Source organism: Geodermatophilus saharensis (assembly GCF_900188205.1).
Lineage (GTDB): Bacteria > Actinomycetota > Actinomycetes > Mycobacteriales > Geodermatophilaceae > Geodermatophilus > Geodermatophilus saharensis.
The window spans coordinates 706042-717567 of sequence record NZ_FZOH01000003.1 but is presented as its reverse complement, the minus strand read 5'-3'; the positions used below and the strand labels follow the sequence as shown (position 1 = coordinate 717567).

11 protein-coding genes and 1 rRNA gene are annotated in these 11526 nt (G+C 78.4%); 10 read left to right on the top strand and 2 right to left on the bottom strand.

The genetic code is table 11. The features are described 5' to 3' along the window. Positions 1-134 precede the first annotated feature (134 nt). The 3 genes from rrf to CHC04_RS11320 all read left to right on the top strand — a co-directional run bounded on the left by rrf (position 135) and on the right by CHC04_RS11320 (position 2626). Positions 135-251 (top strand): 5S ribosomal RNA (rrf, locus tag CHC04_RS11330). Positions 252-1475: 1224 nt separating this feature from the next. Beyond that, complete coding sequence (locus CHC04_RS11325) at positions 1476-2168, top strand: tetratricopeptide repeat protein (RefSeq protein ID WP_141233766.1); 693 nt, start codon at positions 1476-1478, stop codon at positions 2166-2168. 98 nt (positions 2169-2266) lie between these two features. Then, on the top strand, positions 2267-2626 hold the full coding sequence (locus tag CHC04_RS11320) for a single-stranded DNA-binding protein (RefSeq protein WP_089403963.1): 360 nt from the start codon (positions 2267-2269) through the stop codon (positions 2624-2626). Between the two features lie 23 nt (positions 2627-2649). On the opposite strand, the gene CHC04_RS11315 is transcribed toward CHC04_RS11320, so the two are convergent. Beyond that, a complete protein-coding gene (locus tag CHC04_RS11315; RefSeq protein ID WP_089403962.1) occupies positions 2650-3957 on the bottom strand; it encodes a DUF1015 domain-containing protein in 1308 nt (435 codons plus the stop codon). Positions 3958-4065: 108 nt separating this feature from the next. On the opposite strand from CHC04_RS11315, the gene CHC04_RS11310 reads away from it, so the two are divergent. From CHC04_RS11310 to CHC04_RS11280, 7 genes are all read left to right on the top strand, one after another. Continuing rightward, on the top strand, positions 4066-4497 hold the full coding sequence (locus tag CHC04_RS11310) for a tetratricopeptide repeat protein (RefSeq protein ID WP_089403961.1): 432 nt from the start codon (positions 4066-4068) through the stop codon (positions 4495-4497). Further along, positions 4494-5600, top strand: a complete 1107-nt coding sequence (locus tag CHC04_RS11305) for an HAD-IIA family hydrolase (protein WP_176449943.1) — start codon at positions 4494-4496, stop codon at positions 5598-5600. The genes CHC04_RS11310 and CHC04_RS11305 overlap by 4 nt, the downstream gene beginning before the upstream one ends. Positions 5601-5763: 163 nt before the next feature. Continuing rightward, positions 5764-6084: a hypothetical protein gene (locus CHC04_RS11300; RefSeq protein WP_089403960.1), complete on the top strand. Its 321-nt coding sequence runs from the start codon at positions 5764-5766 to the stop codon at positions 6082-6084. Further along, on the top strand, positions 6084-6881 hold the full coding sequence (locus tag CHC04_RS11295) for a TlyA family RNA methyltransferase (protein WP_089403959.1): 798 nt from the start codon (positions 6084-6086) through the stop codon (positions 6879-6881). Before CHC04_RS11300 ends, CHC04_RS11295 begins: the two co-directional genes overlap by 1 nt. A gap of 103 nt (positions 6882-6984) precedes the next feature. Further along, positions 6985-8043, top strand: coding sequence for an NAD kinase (locus CHC04_RS11290; protein WP_089403958.1), 1059 nt, complete (start codon positions 6985-6987; stop codon positions 8041-8043). Next, on the top strand, positions 8018-9925 hold the full coding sequence (gene recN / locus CHC04_RS11285) for a DNA repair protein RecN (RefSeq protein ID WP_245817118.1): 1908 nt from the start codon (positions 8018-8020) through the stop codon (positions 9923-9925). The genes CHC04_RS11290 and recN overlap by 26 nt, the downstream gene beginning before the upstream one ends. Before the next feature lie 165 nt (positions 9926-10090). Next, a complete protein-coding gene (locus CHC04_RS11280) occupies positions 10091-10807 on the top strand; it encodes a class I SAM-dependent methyltransferase (protein WP_089403957.1) in 717 nt (238 codons plus the stop codon). A 6-nt stretch (positions 10808-10813) separates the two neighbouring features. Here CHC04_RS11280 and CHC04_RS11275 read toward each other — a convergent pair whose 3' ends face one another. Continuing rightward, a complete protein-coding gene (locus tag CHC04_RS11275) occupies positions 10814-11512 on the bottom strand; it encodes a hypothetical protein (protein WP_089403956.1) in 699 nt (232 codons plus the stop codon). Positions 11513-11526 lie beyond the last annotated feature (14 nt).

Here is an 11526-nt window from a genome sequence, read left to right as displayed (position 1 = left end):
CGAGGGCTTGACCACACCCCTACCTGCGCGCAGTCGAGTTCTGCGTCAGGGGTGACTCACACACATGCGTCCACTGTGCGGTTCTGAACGCACTAACCCGCCCGAGGGGCCAGCGGTTGGTTTGTTCACAGTGTTACGGCGGTCATGGCGAGAGGGAAACGCCCGGTCCCATTCCGAACCCGGAAGCTAAGCCTCTCAGCGCCGATGGTACTGCCCTGGAGACGGGGTGGGAGAGTAGGACACCGCCGGACAACCATTCACGAGGACGGGAGTCGGAGCCGATGGCTCCGGCCCCCGTCCTCGCGCATTTCCGGCCCTTCTCGCCGTGGCGCTCGCAGGAGTGCTGCCCGTAGCACCGAGGTACTCAGGACGACATGACTTCTCCCCGACGAGGGTCCGCAGGACGCGGCCGCGACGACGGCCGAGGTGCCCGCGGTCAGGCCCGTGCGGGCCGGGACGACCGGCAGGGCCGCCCTGCGGGCGGCCGCGACGGCGGGGCGGAGCGCCGAGGCGCAGCGCCGGGTGCGGCGCGCCGCGGGGCCTCCGATGACGCCCGGAGCACGGGGGACCGTCCCGGCCGGCAGGGCGGGCGCGGATCGAGCGGCGAGTGGTCCCCTCGCGGCGGGCAGATCGGCCGCGCCGGGGACCGGCGTCAGGGGGAGCGCTCGGGCGGCCCGGTCGCAGGGAGGACGCCCGGCGGTGACTGGCGAGACCGCCGTCCGGTCGGCGACCGCGACCGCGACTCCTGGCAGGACCGCCGGACGACCGGTGACCGCCCCACGGGCGACTGGCGCGACCGCCGCCCGGCCGCGGACCGGTCGTCGGGCTCCTGGCAGGACCGGCGCAGCGGCACGGGGCGTCCCGCCGCGGCGGATCGACGTCCGCCGGCAGGTGAGGACCGGGGACGGCGTGGTGAGGCGGCCGGCAGCGGCTGGCGAGACCGGCGTCCTGCCGGCGACCGCCCGGACGCCGGCGCGCGCGGCGCCCGCTCGTGGGACGGAGGAGCGCGACCGCGGCACCGAGACGAGTCGGGCGCCCGGCCGGAGTGGCGTGAGCGCCGGACACAGGGCGACCGGTCCGTACCTGACGCAACCGGTGAGCGGCCCGGATGGCGTGGTCGCCCGGACAGCGGGGGAGCGCGTCCCCAGCGGCGAGGCGGCCCTGCCGAGCGCGCGGGCGGGCAGAACTGGCGCGACCGTCGTCCCACCGGCGACCGTCGCAGCCGGCCCGACCGGGACCGCACCCCGCCGGTCGCGCCCGGGCCGGACCTCCCCGACTGGGCCGACGCGCGGGAACTCGACCCCGCGATCCGGGCCGCCCTCCGCGGCCTGGACGCCCGCAACGCCGAGAAGGTCGCCCGCCACCTGGTCGTCGCCGGCACGCTGGTCGACGACGAGCCCGAGCTCGCACTGGGCCACGCGCGGGCGGCCCGGGACCGCGCCTCGCGCATCGCCGTCGTCCGGGAGGCGGTGGGCGTGGCCGCGTACCACGCCGGCGACTACGCCGAGGCGTCCCGCGAGCTGCGCGCCTACCGGCGGATGAGCGGCGACGAGGGGTACCGCGCCGTCCTCGCCGACTGCGAGCGCGCGCTGGGACGGCCCGAGGTCGCGCTGCGGCTGGTCCGGGAGGCCCTGGCCGACCAGCCCGACCGGGCCGAGACCGTCGAGCTCCGGCTCGTCGAGGCCGGCGCCCGTCAGGACCTCGGGGAGACGGCGGCCGCGCGGCTGGTCCTGGAGGGTGCGCTGGGTGGCCGCCCGGTCCCCGGTGCCGTCGACCTGACCGACGAGGGCACGCGCCGGATCGCCTCCGCCTACGCCGACCTCCTCGCCGCCGCCGGGGACCCGTCGGCCGGCGCCTGGCGGGAGGCCGTGGACGCCGCCGCCCCCGACGAGGACGTCGCCTTCGGCGAGGAGGAACTGCCGCTGCCGGAGTCCGTGCCGGAGGCGGCCGCCCCCGACGAGACCGCGACCGCGGTCGCCGACCAGCCGGAGGCCGACGCCGGCGGCGCCGGCGACGACACCGGTGGCGACGGGACCGGTCCCGACGGGGAGGACCCCGTCCTGGACGACGCTGACGAGGACGTCGACTTCGACGCGGACGTCGAGCGCGAGGTCGCCGAGCTGCTCGGTGAGCTCGACCCGCCGGCGGAGGACCAGCCGGGGCACTGACCCCCGACAGTCGCCGCATCGCCGTCCACACCGCCGTCTCCGTCCACAGGGCCGGACGTGGCAGCCGAGGAGGACCACGCGGGCACCACGCTGCCGTCATGAGCGTGGCCGTCATCGACCGGAACGACGTCGTGCTCCGCGGGCGCCTGTCGGCGCCTGCGGAGCACCGGACCCTGCCCAGCGGGGACCCGCTGGTCACCTTCCGCCTCGTCGTGCGCCGACCCGAGCCGCGGGCCCGTGGCTCGTCGGTCGACGTGCTGACCTGCATCACCTACGACCGGGGCCTGCAGCGGCGGGTGGCCGCCTGGGAGGCCGGCGACGTCGTCGAGGTCGAGGGGGCGCTGCAGCGGCGGTTCTGGCGCACCGGCCAGGGCACGGTGTCGGTGTGCGAGGTCAACTGCCGGCGGGGTCGCAAGGTGCCGCGGTCGGCGGGCTCGGGGACGGTGCGGACGGCGTGACGGGTCCGGTGCGGTGGCCGCCCTCAGTCGGCGTGCGGGCGCAGCACCAGCCCGGTGCGCGGCTTGGGCACGAACAGCGTCGACTTGCGGGGCATCCGGGCTCCGGCCCGGGCCACCGCGGCGACGTCGGCGGGGGAGGGCGGGCGCAGCAACACCGCCACACCCGCCCGCGCGCCGGCCAGCCGCACCGCCTCGGCGACGTCGTGGGCCACCAGCACCGAGCCCGGGTCGTCGGGCCGGCCCCACAGCCCGCCCACCAGGCCGGTCGTGGCGAGGACGACGTCGAGGTGACGCCACGACGGCGGTGCCTCGGCCGGCACGGTCGCGCGCACCGCGGGGGTCGGGTCGGACAGGGAGAGCAGGCGCCGGCCGTCGGTGAGCAGCAGGCCGCCGTCGAGGCCCGCGAGGAGCGGCCGCGCGGCGACGGCCACGGCGGCCGGGTCCGGATCGACGGGCAGGTCGGTCACCGTGAACCCGCGCGCTGCGGCGTCCCGGGCGTCCTGCAGCGTCAGGTCCGGCACCACGCGGTGGATCGGCTCGACCCGCAGGCCACCGGTGCCCATGGGGGTCAGCAGGGCCAGCACCCGGCAGTCGCCGGTGGCGTGGGTGCGGTGCAGCGCCTGCGCGGCGGCGAAGCGGTGGTGCCCGTCGGCGATGACCGCACCGGTGCGCGCCAGCGCCGCCCGCAGCCGGTCCAGCACCTCCGCGTCGGTCACCCGCCACAGCCGGTGCGCGACCCCGTCGCCGTCGACCACCTCGAGGTCGGGCGGGCCGCCGCCGGCCGTCGCGGTCAGCGCGGCCACCTCCGGCTCGGGGTCGTGGGCCAGCACGATGGGCTCGAGGTCGGTGGCCGTCGCCGCGAGCAGCGCCCGGCGGCCCTCGACGGCGGCCGGGAAGGTGTCCTCGTGCGGGAGCACCGCCCGGCCGCCCACGGCCACCCCGCCCAGCCAGCCGACCGTGGGCTCGCCGTCGGCGGACCGCATCTCGTAGCGCCACATCGCCGGGCGCTCGTCACGGACGAGCACCCCGGACCGCTCCCACTCGTGCAGCGTCCCGGCGGCCCGGGCGGCGACGTCCCCGGCCGCCGCGGGCCCGGTGGCGCCGGCGGTGCCCGGGCCGGACGTGCCTCCCGGCAGGATGAGGCGGACGATGTTGTGCGGGTCGGCGGCAGCCAGCCGCTCCGCGCCGTCGGGGGTCACCAGGTCGTACGCTGGCGAGCTCACCCGGGCCAGGTGCTCCGGGTCCCGGTGCCGGTAGGTGAGGGCCCGGAAGGGCCGGACGTCGAGTCCCGTCGCGACGTGTGGCGGGGAGCCCAGCGGCGACGAGTGCACGACGGGATCGTAGGAGCCGTCCGTCCCGGGCCGCCGCGGCGTCCGGTCCCCGGGCCCGCACGGGCACGGGGCGGGGGAGGCGGACCGCGGGAGGACGGGAGGACGTCGGTGGCGACAGCAGGAGGCGCGGAACGGGCGGCGCCCGACGGGCACGGGCCCGAGGGCGGCGTCTACGAGTGGTACCGCCGGGGCCTGGACCTGCTCAGCAACGGCGACCCCGCGGCCGCGGCCACCCTGCTCACCCGGGCCGCGGAGGCCGAGCCCGGCTCCCGCAGCGTCCTGGAGGCGCTGGCCCGCGCCCAGTACGACGCCGGGCGCTACGGCGAGGCGGTCGACAGCTTCGGCGCGCTCGCGGCGGGCAACCCGACCGACGACTACGCCCACTTCGGGCTCGGGCTGGCCGCCAGCCGCGCCGGTGACCTCGACCTCGCCGCCGAGCACCTGGCCCTGGCGGTCGCCATGCGGCCGGACCTGCCGCACTACGCGCGGGCGCTGCGCGGGGTCCGCGCCCGGCGGGCCTCCGGGCCGGGAGCGGCGTGAGCGCCGCATGGGGCGGTGCCGGCGCGGGCGGCCTGACCGCCGGCAGCCCCCGTCCGCCCGCCGAGCGCTTCGACGTCGCGCTGCTCGACCTCGACGGCGTCGTCTACGTCGGACCCGACGCGGTCCCCGGCGTCCCCGCCGCGCTCGCCGCCGCGCGGGAGACCGGCATGCGCCTGGGCTTCGTCACGAACAACGCCTCCCGCACACCGGAGGAGGTGGCCCGCCACCTGGAGGAGCTGGGGGTCCCGGCCACCGCCGACGAGGTGATCACCAGCTCGCAGGCGGCCGCCTCGGTCGTCGCCACGGTGCTCGGCACCGGCGCGCGGGTGCTGCCGGTCGGCGGTCCCGGGGTCGCGGCTGCGCTGCGGGCGGCCGGGCTGACCGTCGTCGAGCGGGCCGAGGACGACCCGGCCGCCGTGGTGCAGGGCTACGGACGGGAGGTCGGCTGGGCCCAGCTGGCCGAGGCGGTCGTCGCCGTCCGGCGCGGGGCGCGGCACGTGGCCACGAACGCCGACGCGACCATCCCCTCCCCGCGCGGGCCGCTACCCGGCAACGGGGCGATGGTGGCCGTGGTCGCCGGTGTCACCGGGGCCGAGCCGATGGTCACGGGCAAGCCCGACCCGGCGATGCACGCCGAGTGCGTCCGCCGCACGGGGGCACGGCGCCCGCTCGTCGTCGGCGACCGGCTCGACACCGACATCGAGGGCAGCCACCGCGCCGGCGCGGCCAGCCTGCTGGTGCTCAGCGGCGTCACCGACCCCGGAACGCTGCTGGCCGCGCGGCCGCCGCACCGCCCCGACCTGCTCGCGCCCGACGCCGGCGGCCTGCTGGTGTCCCACCCGCCCGTGGTCGCCGAGGAGGGCGGCTGGCGCTGCGGCGGCTGGCTGGCGGCCGCCGACGGTGCGGGGTCGCTCGTGCTGCGCACCGTCCCGGACGCCGCCGGGCTGAGGGACGCCCCCGGTCCGGACGACGGGCTCGACGGGCTGCGCGCGCTGTGCGTGGCGTCCTGGTCGCGACCGGGCGGGCCTGCCGCGACCGGGCTGCGGGCCGGTGACGAGGCGGCCCGCCGCGCGCTCACCGACTGGAACCTGGTGCGGTCGTGAGCGCGCCGCCCGGGGAGGCCGGGGGAGCGCCACCGGTCCGGTCCGCGGAACGGTTCCCGTCGGTGCCGGCCGGTAGTCTCGCGGGCCGGGATCGCCGCCGGTCCCCGTCCCCGGCCCGCCGTCCACACCCCCGCTGCCACGCCCTCCCCGGAAGGTCCCTGCCATGACCGAGCCGATCCGGCCGCGACCGGTCCCGGGCCCGCCGCGGCCGGGTCCCGCCGCCGCGCGCGTCACCGGCCCGGAGCGCACGGTCCCGGAGCGCACGGTCCCGGAGCGCACGGTCCCGGAGAGCACGGTCGCGGGTAGCACGGCCCCGGAGAGCAGCGGCCCGGAGGGCACGACCCCGGACGGCGCGGGCCCGGGCAGCGCCACCGCGGCCGCGCTGGCCGGCCTCGACCAGCGCCCGGTCGCCGAGCACGTGGCCGTCTTCGAGGCCGAGCACGACCGGCTGAAGCGCGAACTCGCGACGATCGACCAGCTCTGATGCCGCGCCGCAGCCGACTCGACGCCGAGCTCGTGCGGCGGGGCCTGGCCCGCTCCCGCGAGCACGCCGTCGAGCTGATCCACGAGGGCCGCGTCGCCGTCGCCGGGCAGGCCGCGACCAAGCCGGCCACCGCGGTCGACCCGGCCACGCCCGTCGTCGTGCGCACCGACCCCGACGAGCAGCGCTGGGTGTCCCGCGGCGCGCACAAGCTGCTCGGCGCGCTCGACGCCTTCGGTGTCGCCGTCGAGGGCCGCCGGGCGCTGGACGCCGGCGCCTCCACCGGCGGCTTCACCGAGGTGCTGCTGTCCCGCGGCGCCCGGGAGGTGGTCGCCGTCGACGTCGGCTACGGGGAGCTGGCCTGGTCGCTGCGCACCGACGAGCGGGTGCGGGTGCTCGAGCGCACCAACGTCCGCAGCCTGGCGCCGGCGGACGTCGGCGGGCCGGTCGACCTGGTCGTGGCCGACCTGTCGTTCATCTCGCTGCGGCTGGTGCTGCCCGCCCTCACCGCGTGCGCCACCGCGGAGGCCGACCTGCTGCCGATGGTCAAGCCGCAGTTCGAGGTCGGCCGCGAGCGGCTGGGCTCCGGCGGCGTCGTCCGGGACCGCGCCGCCCGCGCCGACGCCGTGCTCGCGGTCGCCGGGGCCGCGGCCGACCTGGGCTGGGGGACCGCCGGGGTGGTGGCCAGCCCGCTGCCCGGACCGGCGGGCAACGTCGAGTTCTTCCTGTGGCTGCGCCGCGACGCGGGGCGCCCCGCGGAGGCCGACGTCGTGCGTGCCGTCGAGGAGGGGCCGCGGTGACCGCACGGGCGCAGCGGCGCGTCTCAGGGGACGCTGGGAGGAGACGGGTGGGCGAGGCAGCCCGCAGCGACGGGGACCGCGCGGTCCCGGGCGGGGAGGACCGATGAGCGAGGCCGGCCAGGGCGAGTGGCGTCCCGGCGGTGGCCGGCACGTGCTGCTGGCCGTGCACACCGGACGCGAGGACATCGTCGAGCTCGCGCGCAGCTCCGCGGCTCGGCTGGAGCGTGCCGGGATCACGGTGCGCGTGCTGGAGGACGAGGCCGACGACCTGGGCCTGCCCGGCGCCGACGTCGTCCCGGCCGACGCCGAGGCCGCCCGGGGCGCCGAGATCGTCATGGTCTTCGGCGGCGACGGCACCTTCCTGCGGGCCGCCGAGCTCGCCCGCTACAGCCACGCCGCGCTCATGGGCGTCAACCTCGGCCGCGTCGGCTTCCTCGCCGAGACCGAGCCCGAGGCGGTCGAGGAGACCCTCACCGCGATCGAGCGCTGCGACTACTCGGTGGAGAAGCGGCTGGCCGTCGAGATCGACGTCCTCGACGCCACCGGCGCCGTCGTCGCCGGCACCTGGGCGCTCAACGAGGTCTCCGTGGAGAAGGCCCAGCGTTCCCGCGTGCTCGACGTCGTCGTCTCCATCGACGGCCGGCCGCTGACCAGCTTCGGCTGCGACGGCGTGCTGTTCGCCACGCCGACGGGTTCGACCGCCTACGCGTTCTCCGCCGGCGGCCCGGTGGTGTGGCCCGACGTCGAGGCGCTGCTGCTGGTGCCGTCCAACGCGCACGCCCTCTTCTCCCGACCGTTGGTCACCTCACCGGACGCGGTGCTGTCGGTCGCCGTCCCGCCCGACGGCAACCGCGCCCGGGTGTCGGCCGACGGCCGCCGCGCCTTCGACGTCCCCGTCGGGGGCCGGGTCGACGTGCGGCGCGCCGAGCGGCCGGTGCGCATCGCCCGCGTGCACCCCTCGACCTTCGGCGACCGGCTGGGAGCGAAGTTCGGCCTGCCGGTGCACGGCTTCCGCGATGCCCGCCGGCACGACCCGGGTCACGAGCTGCGCCCCTCCCGCAACGTGCTGCTGCGCGACGTGGTCACGCTGCCGCCCTCGGCCAACGGCGCCCCGGCTCCCGGAGAGGAGGTGCGCGGTGGCACCCCGGACCCCGACGCGTGAGCGGGCCGGCCGGACCCGGCGCCCCCGGCCCGGCGAGGCCGACCCGCCCGCGACCCCACCCGTCGAGAGCCCGGCCGCCGGGGAGGTCCCCGCGGACGCGGCCGCGTCCGCCGACGGCGCGCCTGCGGACCCGGCGCGTGCCCGGCACGACCTGGGCCGGCTCACCGAGCTGCGCATCCGCGGTCTGGGCGCCATCGACGACGTCACCCTCGAGCTCGGCCGCGGCCTGACCGTGGTGACCGGGGAGACCGGCGCCGGCAAGACGATGGTCGTCACCGGGCTGACGCTGCTCTTCGGCGGCCGCGCCGACCCCGGCCGGGTCCGCGCCACCGGCCGGGCCGGCGTCGAGGGGCGGCTGGAGCTGCCCGCGGACTCCCCGGTGTGGGAGCGGGCCGCCGAGGCCGGCGCCGAGCCCGACGAGGACGGCTCGCTGATCCTGGCGCGCACCGTCAACGCCGAGGGCCGCTCCCGTGCCCACCTCGGTGGGCGCAGCGTCCCCGTCGGGGTCGTCGCCGAGCTCGCCGAGGGGCTGCTGGCCGTGCACGGGCAGAGCGACCAGCTGCGGCTGTCGCGCCCCGCCGAGCAGCGGGCGGCCCTCGACCGCTACGCCGGCCCGGCGCACCTGGAGCTGCTGCAGACCTACCGCGCCGCGCACGCCCACTGGCGGGAGCTGGCCGCCGACCTCGACCGCCGCCGCGGCCAGGCCCGCGAGCTCGCCCAGGCCGCCGACGTGCTGCGGCACGGGCTGGAGGAGATCGGGGCCCTGGCGCCCGAGCCCGGCGAGGACGAGGCACTCGACGCGCAGGCCAAGCGGCTCGGCGACGCCGACGCGCTGCGGGCCGCCGTCGACGAGGCCCGGATGGCGCTGGTCGGCGACGTCACCGGCGACCTGGGCGCGGAGGGGCTGCCGCAGGACGCCACCGCCGCGCTGGCCGTCGCCGAGCGCGCCCTGGCGGCCACCGACGACCCCGCGCTGGTGCTGCTCGCCCGCGACCTCGCCGACGCGGTGGCGGTCGTCTCCGACGTCAGCGTCCAGCTGGCCGGGTACGTCGCCGACCTCGACGCCGACCCCGCGCGGCTGGCCGAGGTCCTCGACCGGCGGGCGGCGATCACCGCGCTGGTGCGCAAGTACGCCGACCCGGGGGAGGGCCTGGCCGGCGTGCTCGCCTGGGCCGAGGAGGCCCGGGAGAAGCTGTCCGCGCTCGACGTGTCCGACGAGGCGCTCGAGGCCCTGGCCGCCGCCCGCGACACCGCCCGCGCCGAGGTCGACGACCTCGCCGCCCGCGTGTCCGCCGGCCGCCGGGCCGCCGCGGACGGGTTCGCCGCCGAGGTCGGCCGCGAGCTGGCCGGCCTGGCGATGAAGAGCGCCCGGGTGTCGTTCTCCATCGACAGCCACCCCGACCAGCCCGGCCCCGACGGCGTCGACGAGGTCGCGCTCCTGATGGCCGCCCACCCCGGCGCCCCGCCGCGGCCGGTGCACCGCGGCGCGTCCGGCGGTGAGCTGTCCCGGGTCATGCTCGCCATCGAGGTGGTCTTCGCCGGCGCCGACCCGGTGCCGGTGATGGTCTTCGACGAGGTCGACGCCGGCGTCGGCGGGCAGGCCGCCGGCGAGATCGGCCGCCGGCTGGCCCGGCTGGCCGGCGACCACCAGGTCGTCGTCGTCACCCACCTCGCGCAGGTGGCCGCCTTCGCCGACACCCACCTGGTCGTGGACAAGTCGCCGGACACCGCGGCCGGGGTCACCGCCACCGACATCCGCGCCGTCGACGGCGAGGACCGGGTGCGCGAGCTGGCCCGCATGCTCTCCGGGCTGACCGACAGCGACACCGGCCAGGCGCACGCCCGGGAGCTGCTGGCGGTCGCGGCCGCGGCCCGCGCCTGACCGGTTGCTGCAGCGGGTCACCCGGCGACGGGCGCGGACCACCCGGTCGTGCGCCACACGGTGGCGGGAGGCAGGAGTGTGCGGCGCCCCACGCGGGTAGGCCACGGATGTGCGACCCGCCGTCCCTGCCGTGACCACCGCCGCGAGCCCCGCCTGGGACCTCCGGTGAGCTGCTTCAGCTCCGCCGACGAGTCCGCGCACTACGGCTTCTCCGTGTGCATGCTGCTGCAGCAGTACCGCGAGCAGCTGGGCTGGGAGTCCGCCCCGGTCGTGGAGCTCGGCACCGGGGACGCCTCGGCGATCGCCGACGTCGTCGCGGGCCTGCCCGGGCTGCACGTCCGCAGCTTCGACATCAGCGCCGACTCGGTGGAGCAGGCGCGGGCGAACATCGCCCAGCGCGGTGTGGCCGACCGCTACACCGTCGAGCTCGGGAACTTCTTCGACCGGGCCGACGCGGCCGGCGGCGAGCCGGTGAGCACCGCGATCGCCAACCCGCCCTACATCCCCGCGCCGGACCGCGACATCCTCATGCCCGAGCTGTGGGGCGGCGTGCGCGGCAACGACCTGACCCTGCAGCTGCTCAAGGCCGGCTACGACCACGTGGTCACCGCCGTCGCCAGCTACGCCGACCCGGTCACCACCGTGTCCACCGCCGCCGACCTCGGCTACCGGGTGGCCAACTTCCTCGCCATGGGCCTGGACTACGGCACCTACAGCAGCGAGCCGAAGGTGCGCGCGCAGATCCGCCGGATCGTCGAGGAGGGCCGCGGCTGGGCCGGCGACGACGAGTACATGGTCGCCGTCGCGCTGTTCACCCGGGACCCGGCGATCCCCGGCGACCGCGCCGACCAGCTGCTGCGGGCGCTGCAGCTGCCGGCCTGAGGGCCCTCACCCGAGCGGCACGCACAGCGCCGCCGGGTCGTCGGCGCACCCGCCCGCGGCCACGGCCACCTCGTCCCACGGGCCGGTCGCGTTCGACCCGGCCTCGTTGCGCAGCCCCGACACCCGCAGCACCAGGTCGCGCGTCGGTGCCCCGGCGCGGGCCACGACCCACACGGTGACCGTGGTGGCGCTGCCGGTCCCGCTGCCCACGCCGAAGCCGTCGGTCACCGGCGACGGACCGTCCTGGCACCAGCGCGTCCCCGGCGCGGCCGACCCGACGAGGACGGCGGTGCCGGCACGGGGCGGCCCGCCGTCGGCGGCGGTCAGCGCGACGTCCGCGGCCAGCCCCGCCATCGCCGCCGTCGAGGTGTCGGTGAAGGTGAGCTCGACGGCCAGCGTGCGCACCGAGCCGTCGTCGGGCAGGTCGCAGTCGTCGGCGAGCGGGCCCGCCAGCGGCGGGAGGCCGACCGACACCGGGGTGCGCACGACGGTGACGGTGCCGGAGTAGGCGCTGCCGCCCGAGAGGTCGGCCAGCGTCGCGCTCGCCACCGGCACCGGCGCCGGGGTCACCGGTGCGATCGGCGGCGGAGACCCCTCGAACCGGGGCACGGCGACCGGGTCGTCGGCGTCGACCGGCCAGGCGCAGCCCGGCAGCGCCGCGGCCAGGGCGAGGCAGAGGACGGCGGCGGGCCGGCGGGGACGCACGCCGCGCACCCTGG

Bases quoted from the DNA above. Each gene is read 5' to 3' on its own strand.
- CHC04_RS11320 (WP_089403963.1), top strand. From the start codon at position 2,267: ATGAGCGTGGCCGTCATCGACCGGAACGACGTCGTGCTCCGCGGGCGC.
- CHC04_RS11300 (WP_089403960.1), top strand. From the start codon at position 5,764: ATGACCGAGCCGATCCGGCCGCGACCGGTCCCGGGCCCGCCGCGGCCG.
- CHC04_RS11295 (WP_089403959.1), top strand. From the start codon at position 6,084: ATGCCGCGCCGCAGCCGACTCGACGCCGAGCTCGTGCGGCGGGGCCTG.
- CHC04_RS11290 (WP_089403958.1), top strand. From the start codon at position 6,985: ATGAGCGAGGCCGGCCAGGGCGAGTGGCGTCCCGGCGGTGGCCGGCAC.